This is a genomic window from Lactobacillus sp. WILCCON 0149, from assembly GCF_057197965.1.
In genome coordinates this window covers 1,088,987-1,103,522 of record NZ_JBUBHO010000001.1, presented here as the reverse complement: position 1 = coordinate 1,103,522, position 14,536 = coordinate 1,088,987, and the positions used below count along the sequence as shown (strand labels likewise).

The 14,536-nt window shown below is 47.2% G+C and carries 16 protein-coding genes and 1 riboswitch; of the genes, 5 read left to right on the top strand and 11 right to left on the bottom strand.

Annotation, left to right across the window (positions count from 1 at the left end):
* Window positions 1–54: 54 nt before the first annotated feature.
* Window positions 55–768: a 2,3,4,5-tetrahydropyridine-2,6-dicarboxylate N-acetyltransferase gene (gene dapD / locus ACYVUV_RS05190; RefSeq protein ID WP_439775001.1), complete on the bottom strand. Its 714-nt coding sequence runs from the start codon at window positions 766–768 to the stop codon at window positions 55–57.
* Between the two features lie 120 nt (window positions 769–888).
* Window positions 889–1,065: riboswitch (Lysine riboswitch) on the bottom strand.
* Between the two features lie 225 nt (window positions 1,066–1,290).
* Between dapD and ACYVUV_RS05185 the strand changes: the two genes are divergently transcribed.
* Both ACYVUV_RS05185 and dapF read left to right on the top strand, forming a co-directional pair.
* Entirely contained in the window at window positions 1,291–2,664 is a 1,374-nt protein-coding gene (locus tag ACYVUV_RS05185) for an aspartate kinase (RefSeq protein WP_439775002.1), read from the top strand.
* 1 nt (window position 2,665) lies between these two features.
* A complete protein-coding gene (gene dapF / locus ACYVUV_RS05180) occupies window positions 2,666–3,652 on the top strand; it encodes a diaminopimelate epimerase (RefSeq protein ID WP_484499136.1) in 987 nt (328 codons plus the stop codon).
* 77 nt (window positions 3,653–3,729) lie between these two features.
* Here dapF and ACYVUV_RS05175 read toward each other — a convergent pair whose 3' ends face one another.
* From ACYVUV_RS05175 to ACYVUV_RS05150, 6 genes are all read right to left on the bottom strand, one after another.
* Window positions 3,730–4,989, bottom strand: coding sequence for a hypothetical protein (locus ACYVUV_RS05175; protein WP_439775004.1), 1,260 nt, complete (start codon window positions 4,987–4,989; stop codon window positions 3,730–3,732).
* 8 nt (window positions 4,990–4,997) lie between these two features.
* A complete protein-coding gene (locus tag ACYVUV_RS05170) occupies window positions 4,998–6,626 on the bottom strand; it encodes a VWA domain-containing protein (RefSeq protein ID WP_439775005.1) in 1,629 nt (542 codons plus the stop codon).
* On the bottom strand, window positions 6,598–7,536 hold the full coding sequence (locus ACYVUV_RS05165) for an AAA family ATPase (RefSeq protein ID WP_439775006.1): 939 nt from the start codon (window positions 7,534–7,536) through the stop codon (window positions 6,598–6,600). Before ACYVUV_RS05165 ends, ACYVUV_RS05170 begins: the two co-directional genes overlap by 29 nt.
* 270 nt (window positions 7,537–7,806) lie before the next feature.
* Window positions 7,807–9,138 (bottom strand): dihydrolipoyl dehydrogenase family protein, encoded by a 1,332-nt coding sequence (locus tag ACYVUV_RS05160; RefSeq protein ID WP_484499135.1) that lies wholly within the window; start codon window positions 9,136–9,138, stop codon window positions 7,807–7,809.
* 130 nt (window positions 9,139–9,268) lie between these two features.
* Window positions 9,269–9,703 (bottom strand): DUF3021 domain-containing protein, encoded by a 435-nt coding sequence (locus ACYVUV_RS05155; RefSeq protein ID WP_439775541.1) that lies wholly within the window; start codon window positions 9,701–9,703, stop codon window positions 9,269–9,271.
* A 12-nt stretch (window positions 9,704–9,715) separates the two neighbouring features.
* The gene (locus ACYVUV_RS05150; protein WP_439775542.1) at window positions 9,716–10,156 is read right to left on the bottom strand and encodes a LytTR family DNA-binding domain-containing protein; all 441 of its coding nucleotides are present in this window, start codon (window positions 10,154–10,156) and stop codon (window positions 9,716–9,718) included.
* 210 nt (window positions 10,157–10,366) lie between these two features.
* Between ACYVUV_RS05150 and ACYVUV_RS05145 the strand changes: the two genes are divergently transcribed.
* Both ACYVUV_RS05145 and ACYVUV_RS05140 read left to right on the top strand, forming a co-directional pair.
* Window positions 10,367–10,648, top strand: a complete 282-nt coding sequence (locus tag ACYVUV_RS05145; RefSeq protein ID WP_439775543.1) for a type II toxin-antitoxin system RelB/DinJ family antitoxin — start codon at window positions 10,367–10,369, stop codon at window positions 10,646–10,648.
* A complete protein-coding gene (locus ACYVUV_RS05140; protein WP_439775544.1) occupies window positions 10,648–10,926 on the top strand; it encodes a type II toxin-antitoxin system YafQ family toxin in 279 nt (92 codons plus the stop codon). Before ACYVUV_RS05145 ends, ACYVUV_RS05140 begins: the two co-directional genes overlap by 1 nt.
* A 114-nt stretch (window positions 10,927–11,040) precedes the next feature.
* Here ACYVUV_RS05140 and ACYVUV_RS05135 read toward each other — a convergent pair whose 3' ends face one another.
* The 3 genes from ACYVUV_RS05135 to ACYVUV_RS05125 all read right to left on the bottom strand — a co-directional run bounded on the left by ACYVUV_RS05135 (window position 11,041) and on the right by ACYVUV_RS05125 (window position 13,217).
* On the bottom strand, window positions 11,041–11,826 hold the full coding sequence (locus ACYVUV_RS05135) for a 3'-5' exonuclease (protein WP_484499134.1): 786 nt from the start codon (window positions 11,824–11,826) through the stop codon (window positions 11,041–11,043).
* 27 nt (window positions 11,827–11,853) lie between these two features.
* Window positions 11,854–12,297: a DUF4256 domain-containing protein gene (locus ACYVUV_RS05130; RefSeq protein ID WP_484499133.1), complete on the bottom strand. Its 444-nt coding sequence runs from the start codon at window positions 12,295–12,297 to the stop codon at window positions 11,854–11,856.
* 191 nt (window positions 12,298–12,488) lie between these two features.
* Complete coding sequence (locus ACYVUV_RS05125; RefSeq protein WP_484499132.1) at window positions 12,489–13,217, bottom strand: hypothetical protein; 729 nt, start codon at window positions 13,215–13,217, stop codon at window positions 12,489–12,491.
* A gap of 93 nt (window positions 13,218–13,310) precedes the next feature.
* Between ACYVUV_RS05125 and ACYVUV_RS05120 the strand changes: the two genes are divergently transcribed.
* Window positions 13,311–13,886 (top strand): hypothetical protein, encoded by a 576-nt coding sequence (locus ACYVUV_RS05120; RefSeq protein WP_484499131.1) that lies wholly within the window; start codon window positions 13,311–13,313, stop codon window positions 13,884–13,886.
* 1 nt (window position 13,887) lies between these two features.
* On the opposite strand, the gene ACYVUV_RS05115 is transcribed toward ACYVUV_RS05120, so the two are convergent.
* Entirely contained in the window at window positions 13,888–14,457 is a 570-nt protein-coding gene (locus tag ACYVUV_RS05115; RefSeq protein WP_484499130.1) for a GNAT family N-acetyltransferase, read from the bottom strand.
* Window positions 14,458–14,536: the final 79 nt, after the last annotated feature.

Sequence of the window (14,536 nt, the reverse complement as noted above, 5' to 3'; positions counted from 1 at the left end):
ACTTCCTTAATGTGGACTAACTTCTGTTTGCTTGGACTAATCGATTCTTTTTCTTTACAGCTTGCGCAGGTCTTCTTCCAGACCAGTCTTGCTTTCAGTCTTGGCATCGACTTCCTTGATTACCTTGGCAGGAACACCGGCAACAACCGTGTGCGGAGCCACGTCCTTGGTTACGACCGCACCGGCTGCGACAACCGCGCCTTCACCAACGTGAACGCCTTCCAAAACAACTGCGTTGGCACCGATCAAAACATCATCGTCGACGCGGACTGGCAAGGCTGAAGCTGGTTCAACCACACCAGCTAAGACCGTACCGGCACCGATGTGGCAATTCTTGCCAACGATGGCCCGGCCGCCTAAGATTGCCCCCATGTCGATCATGGAGCCGGCACCGATTTCCGCGCCGATGTTGATCACGGCTCCCATCATGATAACCGCATTGTCACCAATCAAGACTTGGTCACGGATGATAGCGCCTGGTTCAATCCGGGCATTGATTTCCTTGAGATCCAGCAAAGGAACAGCGGAATTGCGGGCAGTGTTTTCCACACGGACTGATTCAAAGTCAGCTTCATGTTCTGCCAAAAATGGCTTAAGAACTTGCCAGTCACCGAAAACTACCCCAGCTTGACCGCTGACAAAAGGATCCGTGCCTTCCGGGAAAGTGACCTGGTCCAGATTTGCTCCTCTCAAGTAAACCTTGACTGGGGTCTTCTTTGGTGCTGAACCAATGTAATTGATAATGCTTTGTGCGTCTAATTCTGCCATTGTATCTTTCTCTTTCTAAACTATTCTGTTTCTGTTGATGATTACTTTGAAGAGGCAAAGAAAAAGCTCCAGATCGCCTTAACAATCTGGAGCCCGAAAAATTCAAAATTAAATTTCACGTCAAATTGCAAGCGCAACGCAGGTACCTTCCCTGCGACAGTCCATGGCCTCTTAAGCCATAGCCCAGCCAATCCGCCTTGCCAATGCGGACGCTTCGGCAACCTCCCCTTTCTTGCAAGTTCTTCGCCTGGCGGGCTCTCTTGCTTTACTCTTGTCGGTTGCGCCTCTTCAATTTGTAATCAGTTTATAATACTAGCTTCATCTTGTCAACGGCTTTTTTATCTTTTATTTGCATATTTTTTATTCATAGTCCGCCCGATTCATTGGTATAGCAGTGAATAGGTGCGATTAGCCATGAATTATCGAAATCTTTTTTTGCATTTTCCGGAGAAAAATGGTAAAGTCCATTCTGATTAAACTTAAATTCTGATTAAAAGACTGAATATGAAAGAGAGTAGCAAAATGAAAGTAGTTAAGTTTGGTGGCAGTTCCCTGGCTAGCGGCCCTGCTGTAGAAAATGCTTTAAAGATCATTACCGCTGAAGCTGAAAGACAAGTTGTCGTTACGTCTGCCCCAGGCAAACGCTTTGACGAAGATATCAAGGTCACTGACCTCTTGATCAAGTATGCCCATGAAATCAATCATGGCAGAAACGGACTTGAAGTTGCTGACCGGATCTTCCAACGCTACGTTGAAATTGGCGAATACTTTAACTTGCCAACGGAAGAGCTCTTGCCCTTGAAAGAAATTCTGCTGGATTTGCCAAAGCAGCCATATCCAAACAAGAACTACCTGCAAGCGGCCTTTAAGGCGCACGGCGAACGGTTAAATGCCAAGTTGATCGCCAAGATTCTGCAAAGCCAGGGAGTAAAGGCCCGCTACGTCGACCCTAAAGAAGCAGGGATCATCGTCACCGGGAGTCCAAATAACGCCTCTGTCAACCCAGAAAGCTACCAGCTCTTGGACAACTTTGCCTATGATGCTGATGAAAAGCTGATTTTCCCAGGCTTTTACGGCTATACTCTGGCCGGTCACATCGCCACTTTTTCAAGAGGCGGTTCAGACATTACCGGTGCTATTTTGGCCAGAGGCTTCCATGCCGACCTATATGAAAACTTTACTGATGTCGACGCTATTTTCTCAGCTAACCCTAAGGTGGTTGACCAGCCTCAGCCGATTCACACGATGACCTACCGGGAAATGCGGGAACTGTCTTACGCTGGCTTCTCTGTCTTTCACGATGAAGCCTTGATCCCGGCTATTCAAGGGCAGATTCCAATCAACGTCAAGAACACCCAGCACCCGGAAAAGCGCGGAACCATGATCGTGCCGGAAAAAGGCTTCAAGCCGGAAACCATCATTACCGGGATCGCCAGCGGCAAGCACTTTGGTGCTCTTTACCTGCACAAGTACCTGCTCAACAAGGAAGTTGGCTTTACCCTCCGCATTCTGCAGATCTTAAGCAAGCACAAGCTTTCCTACGAACACATGCCAACTGGGATTGACGACCTGACGATCATCTTTGACAAGGACGCCTTAAACGATGAGCTCATCGATCAAGTCTGCAACGAAATTCAAAATGAAGTCAACCCAGACCACCTGGAATGGATCAGCGACTACGCGATCATCATGCTGGTCGGTGAAGGCATGCGGGACCGGATCGGGGTCATGCGGGACATCGCCACTCCAGTATCTAGAGAAGGCATTTCTCTCCGGATGGTCAACCAAGGGGCTTCCGAAATTTCCATCATGCTGGGTACGGCAGCTAAAGATGCCGACCAGGCAGTAGCTGCGATTTACGACTACTTTTTCAAGCAAGAAGCACAAGGAGAATAAAATGACTAAATTATTGAAAGTCCACGGGTCACAGAATTCCTTCTTCATTCTGGACCAGACTGAACTGGAAAATCCGCTGACTGACAGTGAACTGCGGCAATTGACCAAGACCCTTACTAGCCATAAGAGCGGCCTGCTTGGCGGAGCCGATGGCATCCTGTCAGTTGAAGAATCAAGTCACTCTGGCGTTTTAGGCAAAATGCGGGTAATCAATGCTGACGGCAGTGAAGCTTCAATGTGCGGCAACGGCCTTAGAACTGTTGCCCGCTACCTGCACGAAAAGACCGGGGAAAGCCAGTTTAAGGTGGAAACCATGTACGCAGACCTGGCCGTCCGGCAAGCCGAAGACTTTGCGGCAGGCGTGCCGGCTTTCGGGGTAGAAATCTCCCCTGTCCGCTTTAACAAAGAGGCTTTGCCTTTTGACAATCTGGGCCACGATCGCCTTTTGGACACACTGGTTCCAGAATTGGTTCCAGGCTGGCGTTTTAGCGCTCTGGCCGTGCCTAATCCCCATTTGATTGCTTTTATCAAAGAAGAAGACCTGGAAAGCCCGGTCTTAGGAGAGCTTGGTGCCTACTTGAACGGCGATAATCCTTACTTCTCAGACGGGGTCAACATCAACTACACCGTTATCCGCGGCGACAGCCAGCTTTTTGTCAGAACCTATGAACGGGGCGTTGGCTTTACCAATGCCTGCGGGACTGGGATGTCGGCCAGTTCTTTGGCCTTTGCCTTGACGCACCCGGACCTGGGCCATTTTGAAAAAGAGATCTCTGTCTACAATCCTGGCGGCATGGTCAAGACCGTCTTGCACCAAAAGGACCACAGCTACTGGATCGAACTGATCGGCAACGCGACTGAAACCCATACCGTTGAAATCCCAGAAGATCAGCTGCATAGCGGGCAGGTTAAACTGGGTGAGGTAAAGGCCGTTGAAACTGGTGAGCAAGCAGCATACCTGACTTTCGTTGACCAGCTGGCCAAGTAGCATCCCCCGAAAAAATAGAATTAAACACTAAATTACTAGAACAAATTACTAATCCTCAAGCATCCCCAATCAAACATTCACAGTTTGGCCGGGGATTTTTTTTCTGCATCCCCCTCTAAAAGCAGGCGGAGATACTTCTTAGTAAACTTGCTGGTCGTCAGCTGCAGGCGGGTTTTCAAGTATTCTCTGGCCAAGTCATGCTGGTCGATAAAGGCCTGGTAACTCTGATCAACGCAAACCAAGGCTGGATGCTGCAAAAGTTCCTGGCTTAATTTGACAACGTTAAAAGCAGAAAGATCACTCTTGTCCGCAGACTCATTGATCTCTTTCAGCAAAGCCAGATCTGATCCCTCAGCTGCTTCAGCATTCAGAAATTCCTCAGTCAGATCAGTTGGCACCAATTCATGGTAATAGACATGATAGTCAGAATAAAAGCGTTCCTCGGCCGCGATCAGTCCGTCTTTTTGCATGGCGTCAATTACCTGCAGAATCGCCTTGTTTGGCAGAAAGCGAAAACGTCTGTCATAGTCACTATGGTTGATGGCATCGTAATCCGGATATGACAGTCCCCGCAGAATCTTCAGACAGTTGTTAGGCGTAATCCGCGTCTCATTTCTCAAAGCAAGCTGGGCAATTGCCCGCGCTAACAGGTCCCCCCGCAGCTTAGAAGCAGCAACCTTTTCTTTGATCTTTTTCTTGTAATTTGCCTCTTTCTTCTTCGAATTGGCTAAAAACTTGTCATACTCCTCTTCCATCGCCTCTGGCTCTTTTAAAGCAAAAGCATGCTCATGATCCTTTCTTCCCGTCAAAGTCACTTCGAGCTTGGACTGGTTCTTGAAATGCCAATTAAGCGACAGATCGGCATGATTTTCTTTGATATGGTCAAGCAGCTTTTGCCAGGACTGGCAATTAGCCAAGCTGGTTTTAAAGTGCTGAAGCTGCTGGCGCTTGTTGCTCGGTAAAAGGAGCTTTTCCCCGTTAGCGCTCAGTTCCAGGTAAGCCTGCTTGTCTCCTGGGAACAGGTAGTCACTAGCCAGATCCCAATCTTCTTTTGGCAAATAATTCTTCAGCTTACCAGGCTCCAGGTAAATGCGTTGCTTGTCTTTATTCTCATGGGAAGTCTGCTCAGCCAGCTCAGCTTTCAGCCACTCCTTAGTCAATAATTGGTAAGCCAGGCAAACCTTTAAGCTGCTGGGCCGGAGATACTGCTTAGCCAGAAGCTGCGCCAGCACTTTCAAGTAAAAGGGACGGTCAAAGTAGCTTTCGTAATTTTCAAAGAAATCACTGACCAGCTGGTCAACTTCTTTTTCAGTTAAGACTTTGCTTTCTTCTTTCATCTTCATCCTCAATTCTGTAATTCACACAAAAATTTGATCAAAGAGGCCGGGTTGGTGACCTCAGCCAATTCATCGACATATGGAGCATAGCTGCCAATGACTGAATCCCCGGTATCCCATTTGCTTTTAGCTTCGGGATTAAGCCAGTAGCATCTCTTCACTCGCTGGCATAAGTCTTTAAAGATCTTTTCCTCACTAGGCAAATGGTTGTTTCTGGCATCCCCCATCCAGAGCATGATAGTCCGCTTGTTCAGCTGCCCCTGTTTATCTTTGTATTCTCTTAACGGCTTGCCATAGTCCGAGTAGACGCCAATGGTCGGCACCTTTCGCAATACTTCTGTAAGTTCGCCATAGGCCATCCCCGCCTTTAAGTCACTTGAGAGATCCACCAAGTGGTCAACAAAGGCATAGAGCTCACAGCCTGTCGGGAAAAGCTCTCTTAAGCAGCAGGCGAATAAGAAGAGCGGTTCAGCTGCTTTGATGCAGGAGCCCGACACGTCTAAAAAGATCACCAGCTTGCAAGGGCGCTTCTTGGGGTGCTGGTATTGCAGCTTAAGAGGGACACCGCCGCTTTTGCAGGCCAGTTTGATGCTAGCCGCAAGATCAATCCTCCCTTTCCTAGGACTAATCAGTCTTTTAGCAACTTGAGCCTTGAATTTATAAGCGTACAAATTGACATAGTCACTGATCTGTTCACGTTCAAGCTTGGACAAGCTGGCAAAGGGCTTGGCTAACAGGCCTGTATTGTCAACGAAGTTCATCCCCTGGTTTGCTTCTTTGCTCCACTCCCGCTTTCCTGGGGATGTTAACCTGCTCTGCAATTCGTTAATCCTCATCTGCAGCCGGCCAGCTTCTTGCCCGGCATCTTGCCGGCTCTGCTCTAAATCGCCTTGCTTTTTCTCCTGCTTGATTCCTGCTCTTTTCAGCCGTTTGTCCTGGAGGTCGATTCTTTTCAAGATCTTGCCCAGCTCTTCTAAGAGCTGCATGCCGGCCATGGGGTCTGGCAGGTCAGTAAGTTTGCCAGCCGCCTTTTCTAACTCAGCCAGCAGATCTTCCCGCTGGCCAAAAATCTCTCTTTTGCCAGACTGGTCTTTGTCTGCCAGAGTCTTAGCCATCTTTGCAAATAACTCCTGCTTAGGACTATCCGCAAACAAGGCTTTAAAGGCTGCAGCATTTTCGGCTTGCAGCTTATCTAAACGCTTAAGCCAGGTCTTTGGAATCTTAAAACTTCCCGGCAAACCATTCTTCTCTTGAGCCAATTGTCTGCCTTCTTCCTCCAGACTGGCCTCTTCCTGGTCAAACTTGCGCATGACGCCCTCAAGTTCCTCATGATTTCTGGCTAAGGCCTCTTCTTTATCCCGCAAGCTGTTTTTCAGCTGCAAATAATTCCTTAAATCTTCTTGAAAGTGCTGAGCTTCAGCCTGGCTTTTGACCATTAAGGGCTTCAGCAGCAATTGGTAATTCCACAGGCTGACATCGGGCTGGTCAAAGAAGCTGTCTGCCAGTAATGCCAAAATCTCTTCCGCATAATTCGGCATCAGCTGGTAGCCCAGCTTAAGCAGGTAGTCGCCAAAGGCTAGCAGGTCTGGCAAAAAGCTGCTTTTCAGCTCAATCGTTTCCGCTGTCGTCTTCATCATCACTGCCTCTGCTCCAGATCTCCCCGCCGTGCTTCAAGAGCAAGTTCCTGCCCTTGTCATAATCCCGATTATCCTTAAGCAAGATGCTTAAAGCCGAAAGGGCGGTTTCTTTGCTGATGTCTTCCTGCTGGCTGAGGAATCTCGCGTAGTCAATCGCTTCAGCAAGTGACGGCTGATAGTGCAGATTAGTCATCTTTGAAACTACCAGGGCAATGCCGAAAGCCAGGCTGCGGTCAACATTTGCCTTCAGAGCCAAAATTTTGGCCATCTCAGCCGCCTTCTTCCGCTTTAAGTAAAGATAGTTGCACCTCCGACGCAAGGGGCCAGAGAGCTCACGATAGCCGTTTGAAGTAATGATGACGATGGGCCGCTCATCTGGCTGGCAGGTAACTGTTCCATATTGCGGGATGGACAAAGAGTAATTCTCTAAAAACTCATAGAGCATGTATTCAGTTGCTTCATCTGCCTTGTCAAGCTCATCGATGCAGAGGACAGTCTGCTTTTTCGACCTAATTGCCTTTAAGACTGGCCGCTCTAAGAGAAAGTCATCCCCGTAGAAATCAAGCTTATTAAGAGCGTACTGCTCAGCTTCCTTGAGATTCATTCCTTTGCACTCTTCCATCAGACGCGCCTTAAGCATCTCAATAACCAGCAGCTGCTTTTGGTAGTCATAATCATACAAAATCTTGTCATCGCTCAAACCTTCATACATTTGCAGCCGCTGGTAAGGCAGACTTAAGCCATCTGCCAGTGCCTTAGCCAGACTGGTCTTGCCAGTCCCAGCAGCTCCTTCTAAAAGCAAGGGCCGGCCCCGGCTCACGCTGGCCCACAGGGCAGTCGTGATTTCGTCATTAGCCACATAGCCGGCTTTCTCTAAGCCCTCCCGGATTTGCTGAATTGAATGCGCCATCACTTTTATCCTTTCTGTTTTCACATTCATCACTTAACTGCTTTACTTTTAGCAATTCGACCAAATGTTCGAAGCTCAGTTTTGATTAAAGCAGATTTTTACCAAAGGAAAAAGTCGCATGTCATTAGCTAAAAAGCCCGGTCTGACGGTCTTTTTACAGGCAGATCAATCTGTAAAAGCAGCCAAATTTCAATCCGCGGGCAAAGAAAAAAGCAAAGGATAAACCTTTGCTTAAATTCAAAATTTTTCAAATTTTACTTACTGTCACACTTACCGGAAGAGAACGTCCAGTTTGTTGGCCAGAGTCGGGAAGGCGAAGCCCAGATTGTTCATGGCAAATTCTGCCGGATCCTTCTTGCCAATCAGCGGGGCGAAGAGATTGATGTCATCCCCGGCATTGATGCTGATTTCTGAAGCACCGACCACTTCGCCAGCCTTGTTGAAGATGACTTTTAATTCTGACTCTTCATCGCCTTCACCCATGGAGGCAAAAGTCGACCCCAGCTTCATTCTTTTGACCGTATCGCCAGCTGCCATTTCACTTTCCCGTTTGCCTACCTGGGCGACTTGCGGGTAGGTAAAGGTGCTGGTAGCTACGGCAGGATACTTAACTCCTTCAGTCAGACCATTTTCGACAAAATCATAAATGTGGTAGGAATCAACCCAGGCAACCGGCGTCAGATTCATCTGCCCGTTGTCAGCGACATCCCCAGCGGCAAAAATACTCGGGACATTAGTCTGCAAGTGCTCGTTGACTGCCACGCCCTTGACCGGATCAAACTTGATCCCTAATTTTTCCAGGCCCAAGCCGTCTACGTTAGCCCGCCGGCCAGAAGCGTCGATCACCAGGTCAGCTGCAAACTTTTGTCCGTTTTCTGCCGTCACTTCATAACCAGCAGCATTTTTACCTATTGCCTTAACTGGCGTGTTCAAATGAAGCGCAATGCCGCGCTCTTCCATCATTTGCGTCAATTTTTCAACGTATTCCTGGTCAAAAGGCCGCAGCAAACGGTCAGAGTGCTGCAAGACCGTGACTTCACTCCCAGCTGCCTGCAAGATCGTGGCCAGCTCCAGGGCAACATAGCCGCCCCCAATAACGACTGCCTTTTTCGGCAATTCATTCAAGTCAAAAAATTCATCGTTGGTAATGGCATACTCACTGCCCGGCACTTCCAAGTGGTGAGGAAGAAGCCCCGTCGCGATGACAATATTTTCGCCTTCATATTCCGCCCCAGCCGCCTCAACCGTATGCGGACCAGTGATCACTCCGCTGCCAAAGACAGTGTCTACCTGGTCATTTTCAATGCTGGCCCGCTCTTCTTGACGAAATTCTGCCCAGATCTCTTTCTTGCGCTTGATCAAAGTCTTCCAGTCCAGCTTGGCGGCTTCTTTTACTCCTTTGCCAGTCAGATAATAAGTGTTCAAAACCGGCCGGACGGCGCCTTCCAGAAAAATCTTCGGCTGGCAGCCGGTATTTGGGCAGGTTCCGCCCCACAAGTTGTTTTCAATGACCAGGGCGGTCCGGTCAGTTCTTGCTAACTTGAAGAGCAGGTGATTAGCCGCCGGGCCGCTGCCGATGATGATGTAGTCGTATTTTTTCATTGCATTAGCTCACATTTCTATAGATTGAATCTAAAAGATATACAAACGATACTCCTTATTTTTTACAAGTTCAACTTTCCTGTTTCTACGAAAAAACAAGACTGGAATCACTTCCAACCTTGCTTAATAGCTACTTTTTCAGCTGCTTGATCCGATCGTTCATCTTCTGAGCCAGCTTCTTTTCATGCTGGTAAAAAATTAGCCAGACGATAAAGGCTACGGCGATTTCACCAGCAATAGTCAGGAAAGCTGGCCAAAAGCCAGCTTTAGCCGGGATCCAGCCAGTCCAGAAGCTGACCAGGGTCATGACCAGGCAGCCGGTTCCCATGTGGATCAAGATTTGGTAGGCCGGTGCCAGCTTGTCGTTTTGATAAACGATGCTGGGCAGGCCAAAACCGAGGCCGACTAAGACGATGCCGGCAAGCATCTGCGTGTATTCAGCAACCGTCATGGTCAAGCTGCCTGCGCCATTTGCTAAGAGCAGCAGGCCGACCAGGCAGGACGAGACGGCGGCGATGCCAATTCCGATCAAGGAACTGACCAGGATATTTTTCTGGGCAGACATTTTTATCCCCTCCTAAAGCCCCAAATACTGCTTAAAAGCGGGCAGGTATTTGCGGGAAATGTAATCAGACAGACCATGCTCTAAACGCAGAAACATGGTCCCGTTAAAAGATGCTTCAACGCTTTCCAGGCAGATCAAGTTGACGACGGCTTGCTTGGAAATCTGCATGAAGTTCTGGCCCAGCTGCTGGTAAACCTCATACAGGCGCTTTCTGGAAAAATACTTGCCTTTTCCGGTGTAGATGACCGTATCCCCGCCTTCGACCCGGACAAGGATGACGTCACTAGGCTTGATGATGACCAGGCGGTCTTCCTGCTGGGCGATTAAAGGAGCAGAGCTGGCGCTGTTTTCCAGGAAAGCAACTGCCCGCTCAACCTCTTCAGTCATTTTGTCGGTATAGATCACTGCCAGGGGCAAATCCTGGTCTTTATTCAGCTCAACTTTAACCTTCATGCTGGCCACCTTCTTTCTCTTTGGCTCGTTTGCAATATTATCGTATCGTTTTTTGCCGGTCTTGTCCCAGCTTTTCCGGTAAGATGCAAAAATTGCCCCCTAAAATGCAAATAGAATATAATAATCCGCTTTCTATTTTCGCTTGTTTATCTTTTGATTGACAATGTAAACCTACGGGCGTACAATTAAAAACATAAAGGAGGTATTTCTATGACGACTACAGTAGCAACTCAAATCAGAATAGACAAAGAAGTAAAAAAAGAAGCAAATGAATTATTCGATGATCTTGGCCTAGATATGTCCAGTGCAGTTAATATTTTTTTGCGTCAATGCATTATGCATGATGGATTGCCTTTTGAAGTTGAACGTCCAAAGTATAGTGCCTCTACTCTTTCAGCAATGGAAGAAGCGAAAAAAATTTCACAAGACCCAAACGTTCCTGGATACAATTCCATGGCAGAATTAAAAGCAGCATTGCTTGAAGGTGACTAATGTACTCCGTTAAATTTACGTCAGCTTATAAAAAGAGCTATAAGCGTATGCTAAAAAGGGGCTATGATGTTTCACTTTTAGATCAAGTAGTTGATGTCTTGAGACAAGGGGGGCAACTTGCTGATAGATATCAAGACCATTCATTAAAAGGAAAATTTATCGGATTTCGTGAATGTCATATAAAGCCAAATTGGTTGTTGATTTATTTAATCGAGAATGATCAACTTACATTAACCCTAATTGATACGGGGAGCCACGCAGATTTATTCGATTTGTAGCAAGCAATACCATTGTTTTTAATATCGAGTTAACAATTGAACAAATATCAGAAATATGTTTCCCTAAGATTAAGATGCAAATAGAGCCTCCAGAAAAAATCTGGAAGCTCTATTTCATTTCTGTAAAAGTGACATTAAGTCCTCATATCCGATCACTGCCATGCCTTTCTCAGCAGCTTTTTTACACTTGCCAGTAACATGATCCAGCTCGCCCTTCAGCAAGTAGTCAGTCACGCCGGACACCGAACCGGTCACCTTGCCGCCATGACTTTGAATCAAGCTGGTCAGCTCATATCTGGTTGCCTGGCGAAACTGACCTGTAATCACAAAACGCTGGCCAGCCAGGCGAGAGTCAACCTGCTTGGGGGTAAAATCGATTATCTCCGTGGCCTTAGCTAAATCGCCATCGCGGAGCTTCTGGTAAACGATATTGTTGGTGATACAGTCGCTAATCGCAATGTGGGAGTTGATCTTAATCCCGTAGTATTCCTTTAGAGTCGACAGTCTGACGTTGGGGAGAGGATCTAGAAACAGGCCCCTCTTTTTGTAACTATTGGCCAAAAGCAAGGTATCCAGTTTTGGATTAGCCAGCGGATATCCGTTGTCAGCCAAAATGTGACAGTCAAAACTAAGTATATTGTGGCCAACCAAAGTATCGTCGCCGATAAAGTCCAGAAAGTCTGGCATAACTTCATCAATCAATGGGGCAGCATCTGTTTGATAATTGCTGATGCCAGTCAGATGAGAGACATATTCATTGATTTTCTCCATGGGATTAACGTAAGTCGAGAACTTCGCCACGGTCTGGTCATCTCTGACCTTTAAGGCACCAATTTGGATGACCTTTTTACCGGTAGTTTCCAAGTCAAAAACCGTGTAGTCATGCAGTTTAGGATTCATCTTGCTACTTCTTTCTGAAAAAATCTCCTACAAGACCAACTTGGCCCTAAAGCCTCGGACCTTGTAGTAAGAGTCCGCCCCGTTGTGGTAGACAAAGACCGCCCCGTAGCGCTTTTCCGCAAAAAGTGCTCCTCCTTTTTCCCTGATTTCAGCAGGCGTCTTGATCCAGCAGCTGGTCTTCATATCAAAATCGCCAAGTGCCTGGAGCTGGCGATAATCTGCTTCATCCATCAAGGCCAAGCCATGTTCTGCCAGCATCTCTTCAGCGCTAGTTTCTGGCGGGAACTTCTTTCTCTTAAGCCGGGCTTCTTTGTCGTAGCAAACACTCCGCCGACCAGCTGGCTCTTCTTTAGCGCAGTCAACAATGGCTAAACCGCTGTCTAAAGCAACAACATCAGGTTCGCCGCCGCTTTCTTCCATCCAGGCAAGCGCTGCTGTCTTATCAGAATCCAGCTTACAAAAAAACTTCATCCCAAGTAAGGCCTGGGTGCCGGTCCATATTAGCTAAGAATCTCTCTTTAAATTCGTCCATTTTTCACCTCAAACTAGCTCTTCTCCAGCAATCCAAAATGTTTAATCTACAAATATTATAACCAGTTCGGCATCCCCCAGGCAAAAATCGCCGCAAAAAAGCGGTCAGCTTACGCCAACCGCAAATTTGCCTAATCTAAGCTTCTTCCTGCCGCTTCAATCCAGTTGCCGAATTCAATTGCCAGATGAATCTTATGTCCTTCAACAATTTTCTTGGGCATCATCGAAGGAAAATTGATCTGCAGCTTTCCCTCCATCCCTCCTGGTATGTCTTTAAATTGGTGTAAGGCACCGCCAATTGCTTTGCCGGAATCATTTATGGCTGCCCCGGCGATCAGCCAAGGGTATTCTGGGTCAGCTTTTTTCAAAACATCATCATTGTTGGCAAAATCAATCACAGCTCTGGAAACAAAAGGTGAGCCGCCATATCTCTCATAGACCAGCTGCTTGCCGGAAGGGGACGTGTCAATTAAATAGTGGTCGGGATGTGCGGCTAGCATTGCCTTTTCATCATTGGCCGCGTTTACTGCTTCAAACCACTCCACGAATTCTTTGGCAGAAATGCCTTGAGCTCTCAATTCCAGGCAGCAGGGTTTGGCTGGCCCGTGGCTGGCTAAAAGCAGGATTTTCTCCATCTGCTTTGATCTGGCCACGTCACGCCTGCACAATTCTTCAATTTTCTGATGACCCAGTTCCAGCTTCCGAGATAAAAGCAACCGCCGCATCTCCGCCAAATCGCCCTTTGGACTTATTCCCAAAAACTCTAAAGATTTCCTGGCCCGCTTGGCTTCTTCCCGCAACACAAAAGTCCAATCAAAACCTTGCTCCCCTGCCCGGTATGAAATAACAATTTCTCTCATTTGCCCTGCCTCGCTTTCAATTTTTCTATATCCTAGCACCGGCAAAATTACGATACAATAGTCTCATAACTTATAAGACAGTAGAGGTGGAAAATGTATCACATCAAAAAGGACAAGAGGATGTACAAGTCAGCAGACTTGCTCTACCAGGGGCTGGCAGCATGCTTAAAAAAAGAGGCTCTTGCGGAAATATCAATTGCTGACCTGCAGCGGGCTTCATCCGTCAGCCGGGCAACTTTTTACCGCTTGTTTGATCAGCCAATCGATATCTTGGCCTGGAAGTGCGACCAGATGTACAAAAAAGTCATGACTTCCTATGTTGAAAAGGAAAGCCATGACTCTGAAGAATATGAATTTTTGCACTATTTCTTTGCCTTCTGGCTAAAAGACGACAACGCTGAGATCTTGGAGGTCTTGATCAAGCTAAAGCGGTTTGACATTATCGCCAGCAGTCATTACCAAAACTCAGAGATCTTGCATGACTATTTCAAAGACCAATACCAAAAGCCCCTCCCAAATTACCATTACCACGTCTATATGCGGATTGGTGCCTTTGTGGCTTTATTGATTGCCTGGGTTTCAGACGGTAAAAAAGAGCAGCCGGACGAACTGGTTGACATTATCAAGTCAGACTTAGCTGCTTCTAGCGGCCAGCATGTGTTTATCTAGACTAAAAATTCATCTCTGGAAAAGGGATAATCCCTGGAGCCGGTACGGTGTGCTCGCCCAGCATCTTTTCCATCCAGACCATGTCATACCAGCGGTCAAATTTATAGCCGCACTGGTGGAAACGGCCTACAAATTTGTAGCCTAAGTGCTCATGGAAACGAATGCTGTTGTCGTCTAAATACGGATCTTCTCCAATCGGAGCAGCGATGCAGGCGTTCAAGTTTAAAAAGCCCTGCTTCTTTAAGCAATCTTCCATCGCGTCATATAAGAATCTGCCAACATGCTGGTGACGGACATTAGCATTGACATAAATGGACAATTCCACGCTGTGGTCATAAGCAACCCGCTCTTTAAAGGGACTGGCGTATGCATAACCGACGATTTTGCCATCTCTAAGCGCCACAAGATAGGGATACTTTTTTAGCGTCCGTTTGATCCGGTCTTGGAATTCACTAACAGATGGCACTTCATCTTCAAAAGTGATCGCCGTTTTCTCTACATATGGGGCATAGATTTCAAGCAATCTTTCTGCATCCCCAACTTGGGCAGCTCTTAGCTGTAATTTAGACATAGGCATCTCCGTAAAAATTCTAAAACGTACTTCTCAATACGTCTATTTTAGCATGAGGCAAAGGCTTAGGAAGAGACAG

Excerpts from the sequence above, each read along its gene's own strand:
- ACYVUV_RS05165 (WP_439775006.1), bottom strand. The coding sequence starts at position 7,536 with ATGGCGCATTCAATTCAGCAAATCCGGGAGGGCTTAGAGAAAGCCGGC.
- ACYVUV_RS05160 (WP_484499135.1), bottom strand. The coding sequence starts at position 9,138 with ATGAAAAAATACGACTACATCATCATCGGCAGCGGCCCGGCGGCTAAT.
- ACYVUV_RS05185 (WP_439775002.1), top strand. The coding sequence starts at position 1,291 with ATGAAAGTAGTTAAGTTTGGTGGCAGTTCCCTGGCTAGCGGCCCTGCT.
- ACYVUV_RS05175 (WP_439775004.1), bottom strand. The coding sequence starts at position 4,989 with ATGAAAGAAGAAAGCAAAGTCTTAACTGAAAAAGAAGTTGACCAGCTG.
- ACYVUV_RS05140 (WP_439775544.1), top strand. The coding sequence starts at position 10,648 with ATGTACTCCGTTAAATTTACGTCAGCTTATAAAAAGAGCTATAAGCGT.
- dapD (WP_439775001.1), bottom strand. The coding sequence starts at position 768 with ATGGCAGAATTAGACGCACAAAGCATTATCAATTACATTGGTTCAGCA.
- ACYVUV_RS05170 (WP_439775005.1), bottom strand. The coding sequence starts at position 6,626 with ATGATGAAGACGACAGCGGAAACGATTGAGCTGAAAAGCAGCTTTTTG.
- ACYVUV_RS05150 (WP_439775542.1), bottom strand. The coding sequence starts at position 10,156 with ATGAAGGTTAAAGTTGAGCTGAATAAAGACCAGGATTTGCCCCTGGCA.
- ACYVUV_RS05155 (WP_439775541.1), bottom strand. The coding sequence starts at position 9,703 with ATGTCTGCCCAGAAAAATATCCTGGTCAGTTCCTTGATCGGAATTGGC.
- ACYVUV_RS05125 (WP_484499132.1), bottom strand. The coding sequence starts at position 13,217 with ATGAGAGAAATTGTTATTTCATACCGGGCAGGGGAGCAAGGTTTTGAT.
- ACYVUV_RS05130 (WP_484499133.1), bottom strand. The coding sequence starts at position 12,297 with ATGAAGTTTTTTTGTAAGCTGGATTCTGATAAGACAGCAGCGCTTGCC.
- ACYVUV_RS05115 (WP_484499130.1), bottom strand. The coding sequence starts at position 14,457 with ATGTCTAAATTACAGCTAAGAGCTGCCCAAGTTGGGGATGCAGAAAGA.
- ACYVUV_RS05145 (WP_439775543.1), top strand. The coding sequence starts at position 10,367 with ATGACGACTACAGTAGCAACTCAAATCAGAATAGACAAAGAAGTAAAA.
- dapF (WP_484499136.1), top strand. The coding sequence starts at position 2,666 with ATGACTAAATTATTGAAAGTCCACGGGTCACAGAATTCCTTCTTCATT.
- ACYVUV_RS05135 (WP_484499134.1), bottom strand. The coding sequence starts at position 11,826 with ATGAATCCTAAACTGCATGACTACACGGTTTTTGACTTGGAAACTACC.
- ACYVUV_RS05120 (WP_484499131.1), top strand. The coding sequence starts at position 13,311 with ATGTATCACATCAAAAAGGACAAGAGGATGTACAAGTCAGCAGACTTG.